At 53.8% G+C, this 23,417-nt stretch carries 24 protein-coding genes and 1 other annotated feature; of the genes, 23 read left to right on the forward strand and 1 reads right to left on the reverse strand.

Going from position 1 to position 23,417, the window contains the following annotated elements; translation table 11 throughout:
- Positions 1 to 102: 102 nt before the first annotated feature.
- The 8 genes from thrS (at position 103) to ihfA (ending at position 7,323) form a co-directional block, all read left to right on the forward strand.
- The gene (gene thrS / locus H0S68_RS10480; protein ID WP_041414516.1) at positions 103 to 2,031 is read left to right on the forward strand and encodes a threonine--tRNA ligase; all 1,929 of its coding nucleotides are present in this window, start codon (positions 103 to 105) and stop codon (positions 2,029 to 2,031) included.
- 3 nt (positions 2,032 to 2,034) lie between these two features.
- On the forward strand, positions 2,035 to 2,586 hold the full coding sequence (gene infC / locus H0S68_RS10485; RefSeq protein WP_013812633.1) for a translation initiation factor IF-3: 552 nt from the start codon (positions 2,035 to 2,037) through the stop codon (positions 2,584 to 2,586).
- A 98-nt stretch (positions 2,587 to 2,684) separates the two neighbouring features.
- A complete protein-coding gene (gene rpmI, locus H0S68_RS10490) occupies positions 2,685 to 2,882 on the forward strand; it encodes a 50S ribosomal protein L35 (protein ID WP_004931418.1) in 198 nt (65 codons plus the stop codon).
- 43 nt (positions 2,883 to 2,925) lie between these two features.
- Positions 2,926 to 3,282 carry a 50S ribosomal protein L20 gene (rplT, locus tag H0S68_RS10495; protein ID WP_020826620.1) on the forward strand — a complete coding sequence of 119 codons (357 nt, stop codon included), beginning with the start codon at positions 2,926 to 2,928 and terminating at the stop codon, positions 3,280 to 3,282.
- A 113-nt stretch (positions 3,283 to 3,395) separates the two neighbouring features.
- Positions 3,396 to 3,518, forward strand: a sequence feature (Phe leader region).
- Positions 3,400 to 3,444, forward strand: a complete 45-nt coding sequence (gene pheM / locus H0S68_RS10500) for a pheST operon leader peptide PheM (RefSeq protein ID WP_121626058.1) — start codon at positions 3,400 to 3,402, stop codon at positions 3,442 to 3,444. Its footprint overlaps the feature before it by 45 nt.
- 118 nt (positions 3,519 to 3,636) lie before the next feature.
- A complete protein-coding gene (gene pheS, locus H0S68_RS10505; protein ID WP_020826621.1) occupies positions 3,637 to 4,620 on the forward strand; it encodes a phenylalanine--tRNA ligase subunit alpha in 984 nt (327 codons plus the stop codon).
- Between the two features lie 14 nt (positions 4,621 to 4,634).
- Complete coding sequence (pheT, locus tag H0S68_RS10510; RefSeq protein ID WP_201895330.1) at positions 4,635 to 7,022, forward strand: phenylalanine--tRNA ligase subunit beta; 2,388 nt, start codon at positions 4,635 to 4,637, stop codon at positions 7,020 to 7,022.
- 4 nt (positions 7,023 to 7,026) lie between these two features.
- Positions 7,027 to 7,323: an integration host factor subunit alpha gene (gene ihfA / locus H0S68_RS10515; RefSeq protein ID WP_004943604.1), complete on the forward strand. Its 297-nt coding sequence runs from the start codon at positions 7,027 to 7,029 to the stop codon at positions 7,321 to 7,323.
- Positions 7,324 to 7,539: 216 nt separating this feature from the next.
- Here the strand turns inward: ihfA and H0S68_RS10520 are convergent, their stop codons facing one another.
- Positions 7,540 to 7,671 carry a hypothetical protein gene (locus tag H0S68_RS10520; RefSeq protein ID WP_020826623.1) on the reverse strand — a complete coding sequence of 44 codons (132 nt, stop codon included), beginning with the start codon at positions 7,669 to 7,671 and terminating at the stop codon, positions 7,540 to 7,542.
- A gap of 232 nt (positions 7,672 to 7,903) precedes the next feature.
- On the opposite strand from H0S68_RS10520, the gene H0S68_RS10525 reads away from it, so the two are divergent.
- From H0S68_RS10525 to H0S68_RS10595, 15 genes are all read left to right on the forward strand, one after another.
- A complete protein-coding gene (locus H0S68_RS10525) occupies positions 7,904 to 8,323 on the forward strand; it encodes a DUF2502 domain-containing protein (RefSeq protein WP_142815298.1) in 420 nt (139 codons plus the stop codon).
- A 173-nt stretch (positions 8,324 to 8,496) separates the two neighbouring features.
- Positions 8,497 to 9,504: a vitamin B12 ABC transporter permease BtuC gene (gene btuC, locus H0S68_RS10530; RefSeq protein WP_020826625.1), complete on the forward strand. Its 1,008-nt coding sequence runs from the start codon at positions 8,497 to 8,499 to the stop codon at positions 9,502 to 9,504.
- A 41-nt stretch (positions 9,505 to 9,545) separates the two neighbouring features.
- On the forward strand, positions 9,546 to 10,097 hold the full coding sequence (locus tag H0S68_RS10535) for a glutathione peroxidase (RefSeq protein WP_020826626.1): 552 nt from the start codon (positions 9,546 to 9,548) through the stop codon (positions 10,095 to 10,097).
- Positions 10,098 to 10,117: 20 nt separating this feature from the next.
- A complete protein-coding gene (gene btuD, locus H0S68_RS10540) occupies positions 10,118 to 10,873 on the forward strand; it encodes a vitamin B12 ABC transporter ATP-binding protein BtuD (RefSeq protein ID WP_261159719.1) in 756 nt (251 codons plus the stop codon).
- Positions 10,874 to 11,273: 400 nt separating this feature from the next.
- Positions 11,274 to 12,428 (forward strand): UDP-4-amino-4-deoxy-L-arabinose aminotransferase, encoded by a 1,155-nt coding sequence (gene arnB / locus H0S68_RS10545; RefSeq protein WP_128865391.1) that lies wholly within the window; start codon positions 11,274 to 11,276, stop codon positions 12,426 to 12,428.
- A complete protein-coding gene (arnC, locus tag H0S68_RS10550; protein ID WP_020826629.1) occupies positions 12,415 to 13,395 on the forward strand; it encodes an undecaprenyl-phosphate 4-deoxy-4-formamido-L-arabinose transferase in 981 nt (326 codons plus the stop codon). The genes arnB and arnC overlap by 14 nt, the downstream gene beginning before the upstream one ends.
- Positions 13,395 to 15,377 (forward strand): bifunctional UDP-4-amino-4-deoxy-L-arabinose formyltransferase/UDP-glucuronic acid oxidase ArnA, encoded by a 1,983-nt coding sequence (gene arnA / locus H0S68_RS10555; RefSeq protein ID WP_217331451.1) that lies wholly within the window; start codon positions 13,395 to 13,397, stop codon positions 15,375 to 15,377. Before arnC ends, arnA begins: the two co-directional genes overlap by 1 nt.
- On the forward strand, positions 15,374 to 16,279 hold the full coding sequence (arnD, locus tag H0S68_RS10560) for a 4-deoxy-4-formamido-L-arabinose-phosphoundecaprenol deformylase (protein ID WP_020826631.1): 906 nt from the start codon (positions 15,374 to 15,376) through the stop codon (positions 16,277 to 16,279). Before arnA ends, arnD begins: the two co-directional genes overlap by 4 nt.
- Entirely contained in the window at positions 16,276 to 17,940 is a 1,665-nt protein-coding gene (gene arnT / locus H0S68_RS10565; protein ID WP_128865392.1) for a lipid IV(A) 4-amino-4-deoxy-L-arabinosyltransferase, read from the forward strand. Before arnD ends, arnT begins: the two co-directional genes overlap by 4 nt.
- Complete coding sequence (gene arnE, locus H0S68_RS10570) at positions 17,937 to 18,284, forward strand: 4-amino-4-deoxy-L-arabinose-phosphoundecaprenol flippase subunit ArnE (RefSeq protein WP_048762677.1); 348 nt, start codon at positions 17,937 to 17,939, stop codon at positions 18,282 to 18,284. Before arnT ends, arnE begins: the two co-directional genes overlap by 4 nt.
- Complete coding sequence (gene arnF, locus H0S68_RS10575) at positions 18,281 to 18,673, forward strand: 4-amino-4-deoxy-L-arabinose-phosphoundecaprenol flippase subunit ArnF (RefSeq protein WP_020826634.1); 393 nt, start codon at positions 18,281 to 18,283, stop codon at positions 18,671 to 18,673. The genes arnE and arnF overlap by 4 nt, the downstream gene beginning before the upstream one ends.
- Before the next feature lie 174 nt (positions 18,674 to 18,847).
- Entirely contained in the window at positions 18,848 to 19,312 is a 465-nt protein-coding gene (locus tag H0S68_RS10580; RefSeq protein WP_041414519.1) for an NlpC/P60 family protein, read from the forward strand.
- Positions 19,313 to 19,369: 57 nt separating this feature from the next.
- Positions 19,370 to 20,383, forward strand: coding sequence for a lipoate--protein ligase A (locus H0S68_RS10585; RefSeq protein WP_128865393.1), 1,014 nt, complete (start codon positions 19,370 to 19,372; stop codon positions 20,381 to 20,383).
- A gap of 552 nt (positions 20,384 to 20,935) precedes the next feature.
- A complete protein-coding gene (locus H0S68_RS10590) occupies positions 20,936 to 21,673 on the forward strand; it encodes an EAL domain-containing protein (RefSeq protein ID WP_122079080.1) in 738 nt (245 codons plus the stop codon).
- A gap of 246 nt (positions 21,674 to 21,919) precedes the next feature.
- Entirely contained in the window at positions 21,920 to 23,362 is a 1,443-nt protein-coding gene (locus H0S68_RS10595) for a protein adenylyltransferase SelO (RefSeq protein WP_046373708.1), read from the forward strand.
- Positions 23,363 to 23,417 lie beyond the last annotated feature (55 nt).

Genomic DNA, 23,417 nt, shown 5'->3' on the forward strand with positions numbered 1-23,417 from the left:
ATTGTGGGCGAGATCTGAAACCTGGCTGACTAAACCCAAACTCAATTTTCGTACTGCATGTGATCTGTCGTGTGGGTCACCACTGTAGATAAGGAATTATTAATGCCTGTTATTACTCTTCCTGACGGAAGTCAGCGTCATTTCGATCACCCTGTTTCCCCTTTGGATGTTGCCCGCGATATCGGCCCTGGCCTGGCGAAAGCCTGTATTGCCGGCCGTGTGAACGGTGAACTGGTTGATGCCGGCGATCTGATCGAATCAGACGCGCAGTTGGCTATCATCACCATCAAGGATGCCGAAGGCCTGGAAATCATGCGCCACTCCTGTGCGCACCTGTTGGGTCATGCCATCAAGCAGCTGTGGCCAGACACCAAAATGGCTATCGGCCCAGTGATCGACAACGGTTTCTATTATGACGTTGATATCGACCGTACCCTGACGCAGGAAGACCTGGATCTGCTGGAAAAGCGGATGCATGAGTTGGCCGACAAAGATTATGACGTCATCAAGAAGAAGGTTAGCTGGCAAGAAGCCCGTGACACCTTTGCCGCGCGTGGTGAAAACTACAAAGTGGCGATTCTGGATGAGAACATCAGCCATGACGACCGTCCTGGCCTGTATCACCACGAAGAATATGTCGACATGTGCCGCGGTCCGCACGTGCCGAACATGCGTTTCTGCCATCACTTCAAACTGCAGAAAACGTCTGGCGCCTACTGGCGTGGCGATAGCAAAAATAAAATGCTGCAGCGTATCTACGGCACCGCATGGGCAGACAAGAAACAGCTGAATGCCTATCTGCAGCGTCTGGAAGAAGCCGCCAAGCGTGACCACCGCAAGATCGGCAAGCAGCTTGACCTGTACCATATGCAGGAAGAAGCGCCGGGTATGGTGTTCTGGCACAACGATGGCTGGACAATTTTCCGCGAGCTGGAAGCCTTTGTGCGCATGAAGCTCAAAGAGTACCAGTACCAGGAAGTGAAAGGGCCATTTATGATGGACCGTGTGCTGTGGGAAAAAACCGGCCACTGGGAAAACTATAAAGACGCCATGTTCACCACCTCCTCGGAAAACCGCGAGTATTGCATCAAGCCGATGAACTGCCCGGGTCACGTGCAGATCTTCAACCAGGGCCTGAAATCCTACCGTGATTTGCCGCTGCGTATGGGTGAGTTCGGCAGCTGCCATCGTAACGAGCCTTCTGGTTCTCTGCATGGCCTTATGCGCGTACGCGGGTTCACCCAGGATGACGCCCATATCTTCTGTACAGAAGAGCAGGTGCGTGCCGAGGTGAACGAATGTATCCGTATGGTCTATGATGTCTACGGTACCTTTGGCTTCGACAAGATTGCAGTAAAACTTTCTACTCGCCCTGAAAAGCGTATCGGGACTGACGATATGTGGACCCGTGCGGAAGAGGATCTGGCTGCGGCGCTGACTGAAAACGGGATTCCGTTTGAATATCAGCCGGGTGAGGGTGCCTTCTACGGACCAAAAATTGAATTTACTCTGCATGATTGTTTGGATCGTGCATGGCAATGTGGTACCGTGCAGCTCGATTTCTTCTTACCTGGCCGTTTAGGCGCATCGTATGTTGGCGAAAACAACGATCGCGTGGTCCCGGTAATGATTCACCGCGCTATTTTGGGCTCCATGGAGCGTTTCATCGGTATTCTTACCGAAGAGTACGCAGGGTTCTACCCAACCTGGATTGCTCCGGTGCAGGTGGTGGTGATGAATATCACCGACAGCCAGTCTGATTATGTCCAGCAATTGACCAAAAAACTGCAGGACGCAGGGATTCGCGTTAAAGCGGACTTGAGAAATGAGAAGATTGGCTTTAAAATTCGCGAACATACTTTACGACGGGTTCCTTACATGTTGGTCTGCGGTGATAAAGAGGTCGAATCAGGCAAAGTTGCCGTTCGTACCCGCCGTGGCAAAGACCTGGGAAGCCTGGACGTAAACGAAGTCGTAGACAAGCTGCAAAAAGAGATTCGCAGCCGTAGTCTTCATCAACTGGAGGAATAAAGTATTAAAGGCGGAAAACGAGTTCAACCGGCGCGTCCTAATCGCATTAACAGAGAAATTCGCGCGCAAGAAGTTCGCCTAACCGGCGTCGATGGCGAGCAGATTGGTATTGTCAGTCTGAATGAAGCTCTTGAAAAAGCTGAGGAAGCGGGCGTTGATTTAGTAGAAATCAGCCCAAATGCCGAACCGCCAGTTTGCCGAATCATGGATTACGGCAAATTCCTCTACGAGAAGAGCAAGTCGACAAAAGAACAGAAGAAGAAGCAAAAAGTTATTCAGGTCAAGGAAATCAAATTCCGTCCTGGTACCGATGATGGCGACTATCAGGTCAAACTACGCAACCTGATTCGCTTTCTGGAAGATGGCGATAAAGCCAAAATCACCCTGCGTTTCCGTGGGCGTGAGATGGCGCACCAACAGATCGGTATGGAAGTGCTTAACCGCGTCCGTAAAGACCTGTGTGAAGATTCTGATTTGGCCATTGTCGAATCCTTCCCTACGAGGATCGAAGGCCGTCAGATGATCATGGTGCTCGCACCGAAGAAGAGACAGTAAGGCTTCCAAGTAATCGAACCCGCGCAGCGCTTGCGTTGTGTGGGTTTTATTCGCCTCACTGATTCGTTGTTTAACAATGCGAAGTGGATTTAATTAAAATGCCAAAGATTAAAACTGTACGTGGTGCAGCCAAACGCTTCAAAAAAACCGGCAGCGGTGGTTTTAAGCGTAAACATGCTAACCTGCGTCATATTCTGACCAAAAAAGCAACCAAGCGTAAACGTCACCTGCGTCCGAAAGGCATGGTGTCTAAAAACGATCTGGTCCTGGTTACCGCGTGCCTGCCGTACGCTTAAGCCATTTTTTTTGAATCTAGAATAAGACTTTAGGAGAGAGCATATGGCTCGCGTAAAACGTGGTGTAATTGCACGCGCACGTCACAAGAAAATTTTAAAACAAGCGAAAGGTTACTACGGTGCCCGTTCGCGCGTTTATCGTGTTGCCTTCCAGGCAGTAATCAAAGCAGGTCAGTACGCTTACCGTGACCGTCGTCAACGTAAGCGTCAGTTCCGTCAGCTGTGGATTGCACGTATCAACGCAGCTGCACGTCAGAACGACATGTCTTACAGCAAATTCATTAACGGCTTGAAAAAAGCTTCTATTGAAATTGACCGTAAGATCTTGGCTGACATCGCGGTCTTCGACAAAGTGGCATTCTCTGCACTGGTTGAGAAAGCGAAAGCAGCACTGGCGTAAGTCAGTTGAAGAGGGAGCTTGCTCCCTCTTTTAATCTTTAGCTTTCAGAGACAATATTGACTTTTATTGCCCGCCGCTTTATCACTGGTGGACAATCATCGACAAGGTAACGCAATCATGCACGCTGCTATTTTTCGTTTCTTCTTTTACTTTAGCGCCTGATCTCAGGAGGCTTTGCGCGTAAGAAAAGAAACGAAAAGTAGCGCCTAAGCCTCCCCTGTGGAGGCTTTTTTGTTTTTGGCCGTCTTCTGAGCCGGGTTAAAGCGTTAAATGCTTTGAAGATGTGCTAAAGGCGTGTTCGAATAATAGATAACAATTACTTAGAGCCATATCGGCCAGAGGAAGAGGAAAGCAATGCCACATCTCGCAGAGCTGGTTGCCAATGCCAAGGCAGCCGTAGAAGATGCCCAGGATGTTGCCGCGTTGGATTTGGTGCGCGTCGAATATTTAGGCAAGAAAGGCCATTTTACCTTGCAGATGCAATCGCTGCGTGACGTGCCGGCAGAAGATCGCCCGGCAGCAGGCGCGGTAATCAACCAGGCAAAACAGGCAGTGCAGGATGCGCTGAACGCGCGTAAAAATACGCTGGAATCGGCTGCGCTGAACGAGCGACTGGCAGCAGAAACCATCGACGTTTCCCTGCCGGGCCGTCGTATGGAAAACGGTGGGCTGCATCCGGTCACCCGTACCATCGACCGTATCGAAGCTTTCTTCGGCGAACTGGGTTTCTCCGTTGAGACCGGGCCTGAGATTGAAGACGACTATCATAACTTCGACGCGTTGAACATTCCGGGTCACCACCCGGCGCGTGCCGATCACGATACCTTCTGGTTCGACGCCACGCGCTTGCTGCGCACCCAAACTTCCGGCGTGCAAATCCGCACCATGAAGAACCAGCAGCCGCCAATCCGCATTATTGCGCCGGGCCGCGTTTATCGTAATGACTACGACCAAACGCACACCCCGATGTTCCATCAGATGGAAGGGCTGATTGTCGATAAAGACATCAGCTTCACCAATCTGAAGGGCACACTGCATGATTTCCTGAACAACTTCTTTGAAGAAGATTTGCAGGTTCGTTTCCGTCCGTCTTACTTCCCGTTTACCGAACCTTCTGCTGAGGTGGATGTGATGGGTAAAAACGGCAAGTGGCTGGAAGTTCTGGGTTGCGGCATGGTGCACCCGAACGTTCTGCGCAATGTGGGCATCGATCCGGAAATCTATTCCGGCTTCGCTTTCGGTATGGGTATGGAGCGTCTGACGATGCTGCGTTACGGCGTCACCGACCTGCGTGCGTTCTTCGAAAACGATCTGCGTTTCCTCAAACAGTTTAAGTAAGGCGGGAATATCACATGAAATTCAGTGAACTCTGGTTGCGCGAGTGGGTAAACCCGGCCATCAGCAGCGAAGCATTATCCGATCAAATTACCATGGCCGGTCTGGAAGTAGACGGCGTGGAGCCGGTTGCCGGCGCCTTTAACGGCGTGGTAGTAGGCCATGTGGTTGAGTGCGGTCAGCACCCGAACGCAGACAAATTGCGCGTGACCAAGGTCAACGTGGGTGGCGATCGCCTGCTGGACATCGTCTGTGGCGCACCAAATTGCCGTACCGGCCTGAAGGTGGCGGTTGCCACCGTAGGCGCAGTACTGCCGGGTGACTTCAAGATCAAAGCCGCCAAACTGCGCGGCGAGCCTTCCGAAGGCATGCTGTGTTCGTTCTCCGAGCTGGGCATTACCGACGATCACGACGGTATCATTGAGCTGCCGGAAGACGCGCCGATTGGCACCGATATCCGTGAATACCTGTCGCTTGACGACAACACCATCGAAATCAGCGTAACGCCAAACCGTGCCGACTGCCTGGGCATTATCGGTGTAGCGCGTGACGTTGGGGTGCTGAACCAGGTTGCCCTGACCGAGCCGGATATGAGCCCGGTAGCCGCCACTATTGCGGATACGCTGCCAATTCGCGTTGACGCGCCGCAGGCGTGCCCGCGTTACCTGGGCCGCGTAGTAAAAGGCATCGATGTCAAAGCGGCAAGCCCGCTGTGGATGCGCGAGAAGCTGCGTCGTTGCGGCATCCGCTCCATTGATGCGGTGGTTGACGTGACCAACTACGTACTGTTGGAACTGGGTCAGCCAATGCACGCCTTCGATCTGAGCCGTATTGAAGGCGGTATCGTGGTGCGTATGGCGAGCGAAGGCGAAACCCTGACGCTGCTGGACGGCAACGAAGCCAAACTGAATGCCGATACCTTAGTGATCGCCGATCACCAGAAAGCGCTGGCCATGGGCGGCATTTTCGGTGGTGAACACTCCGGCGTGAATGAAACTACTCAGGACGTGCTGCTGGAATGCGCGTTCTTCAGCCCGCTGTCCATTACCGGTCGTGCGCGCCGTAATGGTTTGCACACTGACGCTTCACATCGCTACGAGCGTGGCGTTGATCCTGCATTGCAGTACAAAGCGATGGAGCGTGCGACCCGCCTGCTGATTGATATCTGTGGCGGTCAGGCTGGCCCGGTCATCGATGTGACAGCTGAAGCCGAATTGCCGAAGCGTGCCACCATCACCCTGCGTCGCGAAAAGCTGGACCGTCTGATCGGCCACGTGGTACCGAGCGAGCAGGTGAGCGATATTCTGCGTCGTTTGGGTTGCCAGGTGACCGAGCAAGGCGACAACTGGCTGGCGGTCGCGCCGAGCTGGCGTTTCGATATGGAAATCGAAGAGGACCTGGTAGAAGAAGTCGCACGCGTTTACGGCTACAACAATATTCCTGACGTGCCGGTACGTGCTGACCTGATCATGACCAAGCATCGCGAAGCGGATCTGACGCTCAAGCGTGTGAAAACCATGCTGGTCGATCACGGCTTCCAGGAAGCGATCACTTACAGCTTCGTCGATCCTAAGGTTCAGGCCTTGCTGCACCCGGGCGAAGAAATGCTGATCCTGCCAAGCCCAATCTCGGTAGAGATGTCCGCTATGCGCCTGTCGCTGTGGACCGGCTTGCTGTCTGCGGTGGTATATAACCAGAATCGTCAGCAGACTCGTCTGCGCCTGTTTGAAAGCGGTCTGCGCTTTGTGCCTGATACTGCGGCAAATCTGGGTATCCGTCAGGATGTCATGCTGGCAGGGGTGATTGCAGGCCATACGCATGAAGAACATTGGGATCTGGCGCGTAAGCCGGTCGACTTCTATGATTTGAAAGGGGATCTGGAGTCTGTCCTGGAGCTGACCGGTAAATTATCCGAAATTCAGTTCAAGGCAGAGACCAATCCAGCCCTGCATCCAGGGCAAAGCGCCGCTATTTATTTCCAGGGCGAACGTGTCGGTTTCATCGGTGTGGTTCATCCGGAACTTGAACGTAAACTGGATCTTAACGGCCGTACCGTGGTGTTTGAACTGGAGTGGAACAAGGTCGCAACCCGCGCCGTGCCTCAGGCGCGGGAGATTTCTCGCTTCCCGGCAAACCGTCGAGATATCGCCGTTGTGGTGGCTGAAAACGTCCCCGCAGAAGATATTTTGGCAGAGTGTAAGAAAGTTGGCGCAAATCAGGTAGTTGGCGTAAACTTGTTTGATGTGTACCGTGGCAAGGGCGTGGCAGAGGGTTATAAGAGCCTGGCTATCAGTCTGGTATTGCAGGATACCGCTCGTACACTGGAAGAAGAGGAGATAGCCGTTACCGTTGCAAAATGTGTAGAGGCTCTAAAACAGCGATTCCAAGCATCCTTGAGGGATTGAACCTATGGCGCTTACTAAAGCTGAAATGTCAGAACACCTGTTTGAAAAGCTTGGGCTTAGCAAACGGGATGCCAAAGACCTGGTAGAACTGTTTTTCGAAGAGGTACGTCGTGCTCTTGAGAACGGTGAGCAGGTGAAACTGTCAGGTTTTGGCAATTTTGATTTGCGTGACAAGAACCAACGTCCGGGGCGTAACCCGAAGACCGGCGAGGACATTCCGATTACGGCGCGCCGCGTGGTCACTTTCCGTCCAGGGCAAAAACTGAAAAGTCGGGTAGAGAACGCAAGCCCGAAAGAGTAAGTTGCGTGAAACCAAAAAAGGCCGCTTTTGCGGCCTTTTTCTTTTTTTGAAGAAAAATTCGGTTTATTCCTAAATTATGGCCGTAAGAGCCTATGCGATTAAATAAAGTAGGTTGGTGTTTAATTTTAAGACATCCAGATTTTTGCGGATTTTTCTTATGGATATTAATTTTCTTGCTTTACCTGAAATAAAACAAGGAGCCGAGGCTCCTGGTTTTTAATAATGGTTGTAATAGTGGCCCGGGCCACCACCGCCACGATGACCGCCACCGTGGGGGCCGAAGCAGCAGGCGCTGAGCGCGGTGGTCAGCACGGCGACCGTGAACAACATTCCAATGCGTTTAATCATAATAATATCTCTTTGATAAGTGTCAGCGTCATTATAAATAGCGGCATGGCATCCGGTATGTCAGCTATTCGTTAAACGTTGTTAGCAGCTGTTTTATTTAATCTGAAAAATGAGAGTGTATGGATTATGTAAGCGAGGTGAAAACGATCTGAAAATAGGCATTGCGGCGATAGGCGTAAAATAATCGCGCTGATATAACCAGCTCAGCAAAAAATAAAGTGAGAGTGCCAAAATGAAAAAGATCCTGTTGCTGTTGTGTTTACCGCTGTTGCTGCCGCTCGTTGCCCAGGCAGATGTCTCCATTGATATCAACGTGCCGGGCGTCTCGGTCCATCTGGGGGATCAGGATCGGCGAGGTTACTACTGGGACGGCTATGACTGGCGTCCGCCACAGTGGTGGCATGCCCATCAGGGACGCGGCGTGGGTGAGCGTAATAGCCGTGGTCTGTACTGGGACGGTGGTCGCTGGCAACCCTCACCGCCGCGCGGCAACGATCACCGGAGTCCAGAGCGGGGCGGCAATCCGTTCCACGGTGAACGCGATAACCGTAACGATGGCAACCGTCATGATAATGACCACGGTAAGGGCCGCGGCAACGACAATGACCACGGTAAACCCTACCCACAAAACGGAAATGATCCGCGACGCTAATTGAGTGTACGACGTCTGGTGTTGCCCCTCAGTGGAGGGGGGCAGCATCAGCCGTTGTTTTCCTGCCATAATCCTCAAGCAAGGCTTTCCCTTCTGGCGCTAACCCCCTAATATTTGACCCAGACGTCAATTATTCGACCGCCGCTCGCGGCCCGCAGGGAATCGCCACACCTATGCCAACCAGCCAGACCTTTACTTTATTACTGCACAAACAGCGTCATCGCGATAAACGCCATTTATGGCTGTTGGCGCTGGGCGTTGCCGTGGCTTTTGTTTTTAGCCTCAGCGCGGGTGATGTCTGGCTTTGGCCCTCACAGTGGTCAAGTGATGCGGCGCAGCTGTTTGTCTGGCAATTACGCCTGCCGCGTGCGCTAGCGGTGATGTTGGTCGGAGCCAGCCTGGCCATTGCCGGTGCGGTAATGCAGGCCTTGTTTGAGAACCCGTTGGCGGAGCCTGGCTTATTGGGAGTGGCTAATGGTGCCGGGGTTGCACTGGTGCTAATGGTATTACTGGGCAACGGCCTGCTGCCGGTGGCGTTGATGAGCCTGAGCGCCATTGCGGGTGCGTTAATCATGACCTTTATGCTGCTGAGCTTTGCTCGTCGCAAGCGTCTGACCAACGCGCGATTATTGTTGGTCGGCGTTGCCTTGGGCATTGTGTGCAGTGCAGTGATGACCTGGGCAGTGTACTTCAGTTCCAGCCTGGATCTGCGCCAGCTAATGTACTGGATGATGGGCGGCTTTGGCGGCGTAGACTGGCGCCAAAAATGGCTGGTGCTGGCCCTGGTGCCGGTGGTGCTGTGGCTGTGTTGCCAGGGCAAGGCGCTGAACTTTATGGCGCTGGGCGAGGTACAGGCCCGCCAGCTCGGGCTTTCACTGCATTTGTGGCGCAATCTGCTGGTGCTGGCAATCGGCTGGCTGGTAGGCGTTAGTGTGGCGTTGGCGGGGGTGATCGGATTTGTCGGGCTGGTGATACCGCATATGCTGCGCCTTAGCGGTTTGACCAATCAACGTTATTTACTGCCGGGTTGCGCACTGGCCGGTGCCGGTGTCTTGCTGGCGGCCGACGTGGTGGCGCGTATCACGTTGCTGTCGGCTGAATTGCCCATCGGGGTGGTGACAGCCACCCTGGGGGCACCTCTGTTTATCTGGTTGCTCACTCGGGTAAAAAGCGTAAGGTAGTTTCTCTATTCACCTGCAAGTAAAACAAGAGGATAAGCTCCATGACTCAAGCTATTTATGACATTCCGCTGAACACCATCGAAAATCAATCTACCACGCTGGCACAATATAAAGGCCGCGTGTTGCTGGTGGTGAATGTGGCGTCGGAATGCGGCCTGACCAAGCAATATGAAGGGCTGGAAGCCCTGTACGAAACCTACAGGGATCAAGGTTTTGAGGTGCTGGGATTCCCCTCCAACGAATTTCTGGGGCAGGAGCCAGGCAGCAACGAAGAGATCCTGGCGTTTTGCCGGGGTACCTTTGGCGTTCAGTTCCCGATGTTTGCCAAACTGGAAGTGAACGGCGAAAACCGCCATCCATTGTATCAGGCGTTGACCGCGGCCAAACCGCACGCCGTTGCGCCACAGGGCAGTGAGTTCCTGGCGCGTATGAGCAGCAAGGGGCGGGCACCAAAGCAAACTGGCGATATCCTGTGGAACTTCGAGAAATTCCTGATTGGCCGCGATGGCAAGGTCATCGAACGCTTTTCCCCGGATACGACGCCGGAAGATCCTGCGTTGCTGGCCGCCGTCAAACAGGCGCTGGCCGACTAAAGAAGGAGCGGTAATACATCATGCTGCAACTCAGGCAGGTTGGGGTAGAAGGGCGCTTGGCCCCGTTTTCAGCACAGGTTGATGCTGGGTTGCAGTTTCACCTTATTGGCCCGAACGGCGCCGGTAAAAGCACGCTGTTGGCCCGCCTGGCGGGTATCTTGCCCGGTATCGGGGAGATCCTGCTGGACGGCCATCCGCTGAAAAGTTTTCAGGGCAATGAGCTGGCACTGCGTCGTGGTTATTTAAGCCAACAGCAGCCCCCGGTGGCGTTGATGCCGGTATTCCAGTATCTGGCATTGCATCAACCGGCGGGAGCTTCGGAAGAGGCGCTGGAAAGCACCATTCTTTATCTGTGCCAGCGTTTAAAGCTGATGGACAAGCTGCCGCGCATGCTGACTCAGTTATCCGGCGGGGAATGGCAGCGAGTACGTCTGGCCGCGGTGCTGCTGCAGGTCTGGCCGACGGTTAACCCGTACAGCCAATTGCTGCTGTTGGATGAACCGACCAACAGCCTGGACGTGGCGCAGAAGGTGGCATTGGACCGACTATTAAGAGAGTTTTGCCAGAGCGGGCGCAGTGCCTTGGTTTGCGCGCACGATCTCAACCACACCTTACAGCAGGCCGATCGGGTCTGGCTGCTGCATGCGGGGCGCTTAGTTGCTCAGGGCAGCACGCGGGAGGTGATGGAGCCGGTTCTGCTGTCACAAATTTATGACGTCGATTTTCATTTGCAGGCAGTGGGCGATCAACGCTGGATTATGACCAAAACCGCCTAGTGCGTTAGCGTATTGAAAATGCGGCCTAAACGAAAATTAAACGGACTCGATATAAATAGCCGAGTAAGCATCGGCTTTATTTCACTCTTCGCTAAAAATCACCTCATAAATCTTGAAAACCGTCGCTGACGTGCTACGCTGATTTAGTTCGAATAAAATAAGTAAATAATTATTAATAACTATAACTAATTGATTTTTAAATCAATATAAAATGATGATGATGGCCCTCGCAAATCAGATAGTCCGCTGATAATTAATCTCGCCTTAAGGTTTAGTTAAGCTTGCGGCCGTACATTGGCAGTTAATCCACCGGGAACGATTCTCTCTGGCGTTTAATATTCGTTAAATAAAAGAGATCTACAGTGTCATTAAAAGAAATTTGATACGTTTGGGGTTAACTATGGATCAATTTTTACCTTTCTCACGCCCGGCGATCGGCGATGAAGAAATCGCGGCGGTAGAAAAGGTATTGCGTTCAGGGTGGATCACCACCGGACCGCAAAATCAGCAGTTGGAAAGTGAGTTTTGCGCCACCTTCGGCTGCAAACATGCGATTGCCGTTTGTTCCGCTACTGCAGGCATGCATATCACCCTGATGGCTCTGGGCATTGGTCCCGGCGATGAAGTCATCACTCCCTCACAAACTTGGGTTTCAACCCTCAACATGATTGAGTTGCTCGGCGCCACGCCGGTAATGATCGACGTTGATCGCGATACGTTGATGGTCAATGCCAGGGATGTTGAAGCCGCCATTACGACCAAAACCAAAGCTATTGTCCCGGTGCATTACGCTGGTGCGCCACTGCAAATGGATGCATTGCGAGACGTGGCCAAACGCCATAATCTGCCGCTGATTGAAGACGCCGCTCATGCGGTGGGTTCCCGTTACAACGGTGAATGGGTTGGCGCACAAGGAACGGCCATCTTCTCGTTCCACGCGATTAAAAACCTGACCTGTGCCGAAGGTGGCCTGATTGCCACCGACGACGATGTGCTGGCGGATCGTCTGCGCTGTCTGAAGTTTCACGGTCTGGCCGTTGACGCTTTCGACCGTCAGCAACTGGGGCGCAAGCCGCAGGCCGAAGTGGTGGAGCCGGGCTACAAATACAACCTTTCGGATATCCACGCGGCCATCGCCGTCGTACAGCTGGCGCGCCTGCCGCAGTTGAACGCCCGCCGTAAAGAGCTGGCACAGCGTTATCTCACCGCGCTGGAAGGTTCACCTTTCCTGCCGCTGGGGTTGCCTGATTATCCGCATGACCACGCCTGGCACCTGTTTATGGTGCGCGTTGACGCCGAGCGTTGCGGTATCGATCGCGACCAACTGATGGAACGCCTGAAAGAGGTGGGCATTGGTACCGGTCTGCATTTCCGTGCCGCGCATACCCAGAAGTTTTATCGCGACCGCTATCCGCAATTGTCCTTACCCAATACCGAATGGAACTCGGCGCGTTTGTGCACCTTGCCGCTATTCCCTGATATGACCGACGCTGATGTTGATCGCGTGGTCAAAGCCTTGTCTTCTGTTGTGGAGTCGTTACGTGTCTCGCGTTGAACCGATTAAAAAAGTTTCGGTGGTGATCCCGGTGTACAACGAGCAGGAAAGTCTACCTGCCTTGCTTGAACGTACCACCGCCGCCTGTAAACAGCTGGCCCAGCCCTATGAAATTATCCTGGTCGATGACGGCAGCAGCGACAATTCTGCCGATATGCTGACCGCTGCCGCCGAACAGCCCGGCAGTTGCGTCATTGCCGTATTGCTGAACCGCAACTATGGGCAGCACTCGGCAATCATGGCCGGTTTCAATCAGGTGAGCGGCGATCTGGTGATCACGCTGGATGCTGACTTGCAAAACCCGCCGGAAGAGATCCCGCGGTTGGTGCGGGTGGCGGAAGAGGGTTACGACGTGGTCGGCACTGTGCGCGCCAACCGTCAGGACTCCTGGTTCCGTAAAAGCGCCTCCCGCATCATCAATATGATGATCCAGCGCGCTACCGGTAAATCGATGGGCGACTATGGCTGCATGTTGCGCGCCTATCGCCGCCACATTATCGAAGCGATGCTGAACTGCCACGAGCGCAGCACCTTTATCCCGATCCTGGCGAATACCTTCGCCCGTCGTACTACTGAAATTGACGTGCTGCACGCTGAACGCGAGTTTGGTGACTCTAAATACAGCCTGATGAAGCTGATTAATCTGATGTACGACCTGATCACCTGTTTGACCACCACGCCGCTGCGTTTGCTGAGCGTAGTGGGCAGCGTGATTGCGCTTTCGGGTTTCGTGCTGGCGGTATTGCTGATCGCCCTGCGTTTGATCATGGGCCCTGAATGGGCGGGCGGCGGGGTGTTCACCCTGTTTGCCGTGCTGTTTTCCTTTATTGGCGCCCAATTTGTCGGCATGGGTCTGTTGGGAGAGTACATCGGTCGTATTTATACCGACGTGCGTGCTCGTCCTCGTTATTTTGTTCAGAAAGTGGTCGGTGAACAGCCGAACCACAATACTCAGGAAGAAGAATGATGAAAGCTATTGTATTTGCTTACCATGATATTGGCTGCGCAGGTCTGAAAGCGCTGACTGACGCAGGCTATGACGTTCAAGCAGTATTCACGCATACCGACGATCCTGGTGAGAACAACTTCTTCTCCTCCGTTGCCCGTGTGGGTGCAGAATTGGAGTTACCGGTCTATGCGCCGGAGGACGTTAACCACCCGCTGTGGATCGAACGCATTCGCCAGATGCAGCCGGACATTATTTTCTCCTTCTATTACCGTAATCTGCTGAGCGACGAGCTGCTGTCGCTGGCGCCGCTTGGCGGTTTCAACCTCCATGGTTCACTGCTGCCTCGCTACCGTGGCCGCGCACCGGTGAACTGGGCGCTGGTGAACGGCGAAACAGAAACCGGCGCTACGCTGCATAAAATGGTCAAGCGTCCGGACGCCGGCGATATCGTTGGTCAGCGCAAAGTGGCAATCGCCGCTGACGACACGGCGCTGACGCTGCACAAAAAAGTGCTGGAAGCCGCACAGTCATTGCTGAAGGACGAACTGCCGAAGCTGAAAAACGGCACGGCGACATTCAGTGCGCAAAACGAAGCCGAAGCCAGCTACTTTGGCCGCCGGAATGCGGCAGACGGTGAGATCCTGTGGCATAAATCGGCGCAGGAAATCAACAACCTGATCCGCGCAGTGACCGAACCTTATCCTGGCGCCTTCAGCTATCTCGGTCAGCGTAAATTGATTGTCTGGCGTGCTCGCGTGCTGGATGCGCAGCATGACAAGCAGCCTGGCACCGTGCTCAGTACTTCTCCGCTGGTCATTGCCTGCGGCGAAGGCGCACTGGAAATCGTTGCCGGTCAAAACGATGCCGGCCTGTACGTACAGGGTAGCCGTCTGGCGCAGGAAATGGGCATCGTCACCGACGTACGTCTGGCTGCCAAGCCCAACGCAGTGATGAAGCGCAGAACCCGCGTACTGATCCTCGGCGTTAACGGCTTTATCGGTAACCACCTGACCGAACGTCTGCTGCGTGACGATCGTTACGACATTTACGGTTTGGATATCGGTTCTGATGCCATCAGCCGTTTCCTGGATAACCCGCGCTTCCACTTTGTGGAAGGGGATATCAGCATCCATTCCGAGTGGATCGAGTATCACATCAAGAAATGTGATGTCGTTCTGCCGCTGGTGGCCATCGCCACGCCGATCGAGTACACCCGCAATCCACTGCGCGTGTTCGAGTTGGATTTTGAAGAAAACCTGAAAATCGTTCGTGACTGCGTAAAATACAACAAGCGCATCATCTTCCCGTCCACATCCGAAGTGTACGGTATGTGCGACGACAAAGAGTTCGACGAAGATCATTCCCGCCTGATCGTCGGGCCAATCAACAAACAACGCTGGATTTACTCGGTGTCCAAGCAGCTGCTGGACCGAGTCATCTGGGCCTATGGTGCCAAAGAAGGGCTGAAGTTTACGCTGTTCCGTCCGTTTAACTGGATGGGGCCGCGCCTGGATAACCTGGATGCAGCGCGTATCGGTTCTTCCCGTGCCATCACCCAGTTGATCCTCAATCTGGTGGAAGGGTCGCCGATCAAACTGATGGACGGCGGGGCGCAAAAACGCTGCTTTACCGATATCAACGACGGTATTGAAGCGCTGTTCCGCATCATCGAAAACCGCGACGGCTTGTGCGATGGCCAAATCGTCAACATTGGTAATCCGACCAACGAGGCCAGCATCCGCGAACTGGCGGAAATGCTGCTCGAAAGCTTCAATAATCACCCGTTGCGCGACCGCTTCCCGCCGTTTGCCGGCTTTAAGGATGTCGAAAGCAGCAGCTATTACGGCAAGGGTTATCAGGACGTTGAGCACCGTACGCCAAGCATCAAAAATGCCCGTCGCCTGCTGGATTGGCAGCCGACCATCGCGATGCAGCAAACCGTTGCCGATACCTTGGACTACTTCTTGCGCACCACCGTTCAGGAAGGTGACGGTGCATGAAGAAAGTCGGTCTGCGAGTTGATGTAGATACTTTCAGCGGTACCCGTGAAGGGGTACCGCAGTTGCTGGAGTTGTTCGACAAGTACAACATTCAGGCCAGTTTCTTCTTCAGCGTAGGGCCGGACAATATGGGGCGCCATCTGTGGCGCCTTTTACGTCCGAAATTCCTGTGGAAAATGCTGCGATCGAACGCCGCGTCGCTGTACGGCTGGGATATTCTGCTGGCCGGCACCGCCTGGCCGGGGCGTAATATCGCCCGTGCCCTGGGGCCATTGATGAAACTCACCGCCCAGGCCGGGCATGAAGTGGGCCTGCACGCCTGGGATCATCAGGGCTGGCAGGCCAAGGTCGGCCGTTGGTCTGAGGCGCAGTTGACGCAACAGGTGCAGTTGGGTGTGGATGCGCTGACTGCCAGTACCGGGCTGCCGGTCAAATGCTCGGCCGTTGCCGGTTGGCGCGCGGACACACGGGTGCTGGAAGTGAAGCAGCGCTTCGGTTTTCACTACAACAGCGATTGTCGTGGTACCCATCCGTTCCGTCCGCTGTTAAGCGATGGCCGTGTGGGAACCGTGCAGATCCCGGTGACGTTACCGACCTTTGATGAGGTGATTGGCAGTGAAGTCAGCATGGCTGACTTCAACGATTACATTTTACGGGCGATTGAAAATGATCGCGGCGTGCCGGTTTATACCATTCATACCGAAGTTGAAGGTATGTCTCAGGCCGCCATGTTTGAGCAGTTACTGCAACGGGCGCAACGGCAGGGCATAGAATTCTGCCCGTTAAGCACCTTGTTGCCACAAGATTTGGCGTCATTGCCATTGGGCCGCGTCGAGCGTGCTCCTTTCCCTGGCCGCGAAGGTTGGCTGGGTTGTCAAACCGATGTGAAGGACGATTCATGAAGGCGCTAAAAGGATCCTGGGCCATTGTGTTGGCCATTTTTTTTGCTCTGGTTTACCTGATCCCCCTCAATGGTCGCCTGCTGTGGCAACCGGATGAAACTCGTTACGCCGAGATCAGCCGTGAAATGCTGCAACGCGGCGACTGGGTAGTGCCGCATCTGCTTGGGCTGCGTTATTTTGAAAAACCGGTTGCCGGATATTGGTTCAACAACATCAGCCAGTGGCTGTTTGGCGATACCAACTTCGCGGTGCGTTTTGGCTCGGTATTCAGCACCGGCATGACCGCCGTGCTGGTGTTCGCGCTGGCAATGCTGATGTGGCGCAACGCGCGCCGCGCCAGCCTGGCGACGTTGATTTTCCTGTCGATGGTGCTGGTGTTCAGCATCGGCACGTACAGCGTGCTGGATCCGATGATTTCCCTGTGGCTGGTGGCGGCCATGGTCAGTTATTACCTGACGCTGAAAGCCACCACGGTCAAGGGTAAAGTCGGCGGTTACGTGTTGCTGGGGCTGGCCTGCGGCATGGGCTTTATGACCAAGGGGTTCCTGGCGCTGGCGGTGCCGGTGATTGCGGTGATCCCGATAGTCATTCAGCAGCGGCGGATCAAGGATCTCTTGATCTACGGCCCGTTGGCGATCCTGACCGCGGTATTGCTTAGCCTGCCTTGGGCGCTGGCTATTGCTCAACGTGAGCCGGACTTCTGGAACTACTTCTTCTGGGTGGAGCATATTCAGCGTTTTGCCGAGGATAACGCCCAGCACAAAGCGCCGTTCTGGTATTACATCCCGATTTTGATGGCGGCGGTATTACCGTGGCTGGCGTTGTTGCCGGGATCTTTGCTTAAGGGTTGGCGTGAACGCGTCCAACGGCCGGAGCTGTTCTTCCTGCTGAGTTGGGTGATGATGCCGCTGATCTTTTTCAGCATCGCCAAAGGCAAACTGCCGACCTATATTTTGCCGTGCATGGCGCCGTTGGCGCTGTTGATGGCCGCTTACGCTGAGGATTATGCGGCAAGCCTACGCAGCAAAACTTTCAAGATCAACGCATTGCTGAACGGCTTATTTGGTCTGATTTGCGTGGTGGCGCTGCTGGTGCTGGGTTCAGGATTGCTGCCGAAGGTGAAGCTGTTTGGGGCACAAGAGTGGCCGAAGATCGTCATCGGCATTATTATGTTCGGCGGTTGGCTGTTCTTTGCCATAGTGTCGGCGCGTAATAACGCGCAACGCTGGCGCTGGGCAGCGGCTTGTCCGCTACTGCTGTGCTTGCTGGTGGGTTACGCCATTCCGCAGCAGGTCACTGACTCCAAGCTGCCGCAAAACTTTATCAGCGTAAATATGGCGCAGTTAGGCCATAGCCGTTACGTATTGACCGACAGCGCAGGGGTAGCGGCAGGGCTGGCCTGGGAGTTGAAGCGCAGCGATGTGCTGATGTTCAGCGAGAAAGGTGAGGTGGCTTATGGCCTGGCCTACCCGGATTCCCGCAGCCATTTCATCAGCGATGCCGATTTCCCGCAGTGGTTGGCCCAGGCGCGAAAACAGGGTGACGTCTCATTGGTATTGCAACTGTCGAGAGGGGATCACGTGCCGCAAACCTTACCGGCAGCGGATAAAGTGGTTGAGATGAACCGCTTAGCGCTGCTTTGGTATCAACAGCAGCCATGATAGTCGGCTACTTGCTGGTGCTGGTGGTCAGCCTGCTCACCTGCGGTGGGCAGCTGTGCCAGAAACAAGCGGCCCAGAGTTGGCAATTGCCCCCCGACGTCAGACGGGGGGTGACGCTGCGCTGGCTGCTTCTGGCGGTGTTGTTGCTGGGGTTGGGCATGGCGGTCTGGCTCAACGTGCTGCAGCGCTTGCCGCTCAGCCTGGCTTATCCGACGCTCAGCCTGAATTTCGTGTTGGTGACATTAGCTGCCCGGTGGTTGTTTAACGAACCCACCACCGCACGTCATTGGTACGGCGTGGCGTCGATCATGTTGGGGATCCTGCTGATGAGTATCAATCCATGAGGGGCTACGCCTGGGGCGCGGCCAGCGTGCTACTGGTCACGCTGGCGCAACTGTTGATGAAGTGGGGTATGGCGCAGATCCCTCTGATGTCGTTTGCCGACGTTACGTTAAGCCTGTTTGCCCAGTATTGGGTGCCGCTACTGGCGGTCAGCGGTGGTATCTTCGGTTATGCGTTGTCCATGCTGTGCTGGTTCTTCGCGCTGCACCATCTGCCACTAAACCGCGCTTACCCACTGCTGAGCGTGAGCTATGCGCTGGTGTACCTGGCCGCGGTGATCCTGCCGTGGTTTAACGAATCCGCCACCCTGTTGAAAACGTTGGGAACGCTGTTTATCCTGTTTGGCGTGTGGCTGATTAACAGCCAGGCCAAGGTAAAAACGCCTCAATAGCGCAAAAAGTGGCGCCAATGCGATTATCTCCTTCACCGTGCTTGCCTTTTTCCCCTGCAGGGGGATAAATTAGCCCCAAATAGCGCTTTCCTTACGTGGTGCCGGCTTTGCCTCGCAGGCGGTATGCTTTTACCGGACGGCATGATGCGGCAACGTGTTCAATGAAGGGATATTATGCGGATGCGTATTTGGTTTTTATTAGCCAGTTTAATTCTTGCCGGTTGTAGCAGTCATGCACCGCCGCCCAGCGGTCGGCTGGCGGACTCTATCGTGGTGGTGGCTCAGTTGAATGAGCAACTGCGTCAATGGTACGGCGCACCTTATCGTTACGGTGGGGTCGACCGCGGCGGCGTTGACTGTTCCGGTTTCGTTTATCGCACCTTCCGCGACCGTTTCGATATGCAACTACCTCGTTCGACGGTGGAACAAACCTCGTTGGGAACCAAAGTCTCGCGTGATGAGCTGATGCCGGGCGATCTGGTGTTTTTCAAAACCGGCGGCGGTGAGAACGGTTTGCACGTTGGCATTTATGATACCAACGATCAGTTTATTCATGCCTCCACCAGCCGTGGCGTGATGCGATCCTCGCTGGACAATGTGTATTGGAAAAAAGCCTACTGGCAGGCGCGGCGCATTTAATCTTAAGCTGTTGATTTGGTGTATCATGGCGGCATCACGTGCTTAGCGGGGACCGCCATGAATAACTTACGCTTACTGATTTCCGATTCTTACGACCCCTGGTTCAATCTGGCCGTGGAAGAGTGCATCTTCCGCGAAATGACCACGCAGAAAATCCTGTTCTTATGGCGCAATGCCGAAACGGTGGTCATAGGCCAGTCACAAAACCCATGGAAAGAGTGCAACACCCGGCGAATGGAGCAGGACGGCATTCGCCTGGCGCGTCGTAGCAGCGGCGGTGGAGCGGTATTCCACGATCTGGGTAACACCTGTTTTACCTTTATGGCGGGCAAACCGGGTTACGACAAAACTCTTTCCACCGGTATCATTCTGCAGGCGTTGGCCCAGTTGGGTATTTCTGCCACGGCATCGGGCCGCAATGATCTGGTGATCGAAACGCCGGAAGGCGTGCGTAAAATCTCCGGCTCGGCCTATCGGGAAACCCAGGATCGCGGGTTCCACCATGGCACCTTATTACTGAATGCCGATCTTAACCGTCTGGCGGATTATCTTAATCCGGATCCCAAAAAGCTGCAGGCCAAGGGCATCACCTCGGTACGCTCCCGGGTGGCCAACCTGGTGGAATTTAAACCTGACATCAGCCACCAGCAGGTCTGCGATGCGGTGACTCAGGCATTCTTTGACTACTATGGCGAGACCGCTACGGCGGAAATCATCTCACCGGATGTCTATCCCGACCTGCCGGATTTCGCCGCGCAGTTTGCCAAACAGAGCAGTTGGGAATGGAATTTCGGCAAGGCGCCGGCATTTAGCCATTTACTGAACGAACGCTTTGTCTGGGGTGGGGTGGATATCTTCTTTGACGTAGAAAAGGGGCAGATCTGCCGGGCGCAGATTTTTACCGACAGCCTGAGTCCGGCACCGCTGCAGCGTTTGGCAGAGATGCTGGTGGGTTGCGCTTACCGCAGTGAAGCCTTGGCTGAGTGCTGCGACAAGCTGATTGCTCAGTTCCCGGAGCAGGCTACCGAGTTAGCCGAGCTGCGGCAATGGCTGGCAGAAACGATCAAATAGTAATCAAATTTTGAATATCAAAGGATGACAGTGTTCATCCTTTTTTTACATCTCAAGTTGGCTGCGCTTTATTGTTGTTATCCATTCTTAGGGGCTGGAATCCACCTAAATCCTAGGTAGCATGAATTTCCTAAAAATCAAGGTGGGCATTTTTTCGCATTTTCAATGCAAAGAATAACGTACGGAATTGATGTGTTATTAAATTTAATCAGTTGGCGATAGGCTTGTGCTTGTGCAGATTTCATGCTTAATTGATATTTAGATGTGTTTAAGAATTTCTTTAATGAAAACAATAGCGATAAGCCAAATTTTCAGTGTGACTATATTACTTAACCTAAATATGGCTTAAATTTAGTGGGGTTGCGCCAACTCTGTCTTAAGCCAAATTGTTTTTGATACCGTGCCAAGTGGACGCAACATAGCTTTAATCTATCAATTAAATGATAAGTTATCACTAATTGCATTGATATTTCCGATTAATCTCAGAGGGATTGATCGATAAAATATATTGATATACGATGAGATGCTCGCCATTCAGCCTGTGGCATTGAAATGAAAATACAATTCGAAGCTGACTTTATTAGTAGCTATGTTTTTCAACCTGTTTACTCAATGGAGGGCAGGCTGTTAGCGGTAGAAATTTTGAACCGCTTTAATAGTCTGGACGGTGATTTGGCTATGCCGGCTGACATTGGGATTAATTTACTGACCGCTGAGCAAAAGATTGAGTTATTTAATGAGCAATTGAAACTGGCAGAACAGAATGCCGCCTGGTTTGTCGAAAACGACGTTTTGTTGACGCTTAATATTGAAGAAACCCTGGTCGATTTGATTCTCGCTGACGGCCAACTCTGTGACCGTATCAGGCAATGGCCATTTATTGCTTTCGAAATCAGTGAGGGTTTTCCGAATCTTTCGGCCGGCAAAAACAATCCAAAGATCCTCCGGCTGAGCGAATTGTTTTCGCTGTGGTTGGATGATTTCGGCTCCGGCCAGGCGACCCTGACCGCCTTGTATGATGGGTTGTTCGACTACGTCAAGATCGACAAGCGTTTTTACTGGCAGTTGTTTACCCATCAGGGATATGACGTGGTCATTGACTCGCTATTAAAAAATATCAATTTGCTGTGCAAAGGTGTGATCGTAGGAGGAATAGAGAAAAGGGAATATTTTAATAAGCTCAGACACGCCGGGGTTTTTGGCCTGCAAGGTTTTTTATGGCCCAGCGTTGGTGTGGACAATCTGGCAGCGTTACGGGTAACACCCGATGAGTTCAATAACAATAATTGAGAGTACAACACACAACGGAGCCAATAATGGACTGGATGATGTCAGATGTGATTCCGGCGCTGTTATTCATTATGATTTTCTCGCCGATCGGGTATTTTCCCGCTCAGCGTAAAAAGGCATTCAAACCGTATCGGCATAAACGCTGATCCCCGCATCTGCCCAGGTATCAGGCAGATGCGTTCTCCCTGCATTTCCTCTGTGTTAATCGCCCCGTTCAAGCTCTACACTAGGTGCAACGGAGGGCCTATGCCGCAGTTTGAAAACGCTTACCAACATCAGTTAGCCGGTTTTTATACCGAATTGAATCCCACTCCGCTGAAAGGCGCTCGTTTGCTGTATCACAGCGAACCGCTGGCACGCGAACTGGGGCTGGACGAAAGCTGGTTTACCCAGGACAAAACCCCGATTTGGGCGGGTGAGAAACTGTTGCCGGGCATGCGACCGCTGGCGCAGGTTTACAGTGGCCATCAGTTCGGCGTTTGGGCCGGGCAGTTGGGGGATGGCCGGGGCATTTTGCTGGGTGAACAACGCCTGGCGGATGGCCGCAGCATGGACTGGCACCTGAAAGGGGCGGGATTGACGCCTTATTCACGCATGGGCGACGGGCGTGCGGTACTGCGTTCGGCGATCCGTGAGTTCCTCGCCTCCGAGGCACTGCACCATCTGGGCATTCCAACCACCCGTGCGCTGACCATTGTGACCAGTGAAGAGCCGGTTTATCGTGAGCAACCTGAGCGTGGAGCGATGTTGCTACGCGTAGCGGAAAGCCACGTGCGTTTCGGCCACTTTGAGCATTTTTATTACCGCAAGCAGCCGGAACAGGTGCAGCAGCTGGCCGATTTTGTCATTGCCCGTCACTGGCCGCAGTTGCAAGATCAGGCGGAGGGTTACTTACTGTGGTTTACCGACGTGGTTGAGCGCACTGCGCGGCTCATCGCCCATTGGCAGACCGTCGGTTTCGCTCACGGCGTAATGAACACCGATAACATGTCGATTCTGGGGCTTACCATCGACTATGGCCCTTATGGCTTCCTCGACGACTACAAGCCCGACTATATTTGCAACCACTCTGATCATCAGGGGCGCTATGCCTTCGATAATCAACCGGCGGTGGCGCTGTGGAACCTCCATCGGCTGGCACAGACCCTGTCCGGGCTGATGAGTACGGAACAGCTGCAGCAGGCGCTGGCGGCCTATGAACCGGCCCTGATGCGCGCTTACGGGGAACAGATGCGCGCCAAGCTCGGCTTCTTCACCCAATCGCAGCAGGATAACGATTTGCTCACCGGGTTGCTGAGCCTGATGGCGCAAGAAGGCCGGGACTATAGCCGAACTTTCCGCTTGTTAAGTCATACCGAACAGCAACAGGCGCAGTCGCCGCTGCGTGATGAATTTATCGATCGCGCTGCGTTCGACGGTTGGTACCAACAATACCGCCAGCGCTTGCAGCAAGAACAGGTGAGCGACGCTGAGCGTCAACAGGCGATGAAGGCGGTGAATCCGAAGCTGATCCTGCGCAACTATCTGGCGCAGCAGGCGATTGAAAGTGCCGAACGGGATGATGTCAGCAAACTGGCGCGCCTGCATCAGGCCTTGTTGACGCCGTTTGCTGACGCGCCGGAATATGACGATCTCGCCGCATTGCCGCCGGATTGGGGCAAGCATCTGGAGATATCCTGCTCGAGTTAACTGCACTGAAATGAAAGGATGACGGGCGCGGCGGGTACCGCGCCCGGTACTGCCA

Source organism: Serratia sp. AXJ-M, from assembly GCF_046531865.1.
GTDB classification, from domain to species: Bacteria; Pseudomonadota; Gammaproteobacteria; order Enterobacterales; family Enterobacteriaceae; genus Serratia; species Serratia liquefaciens.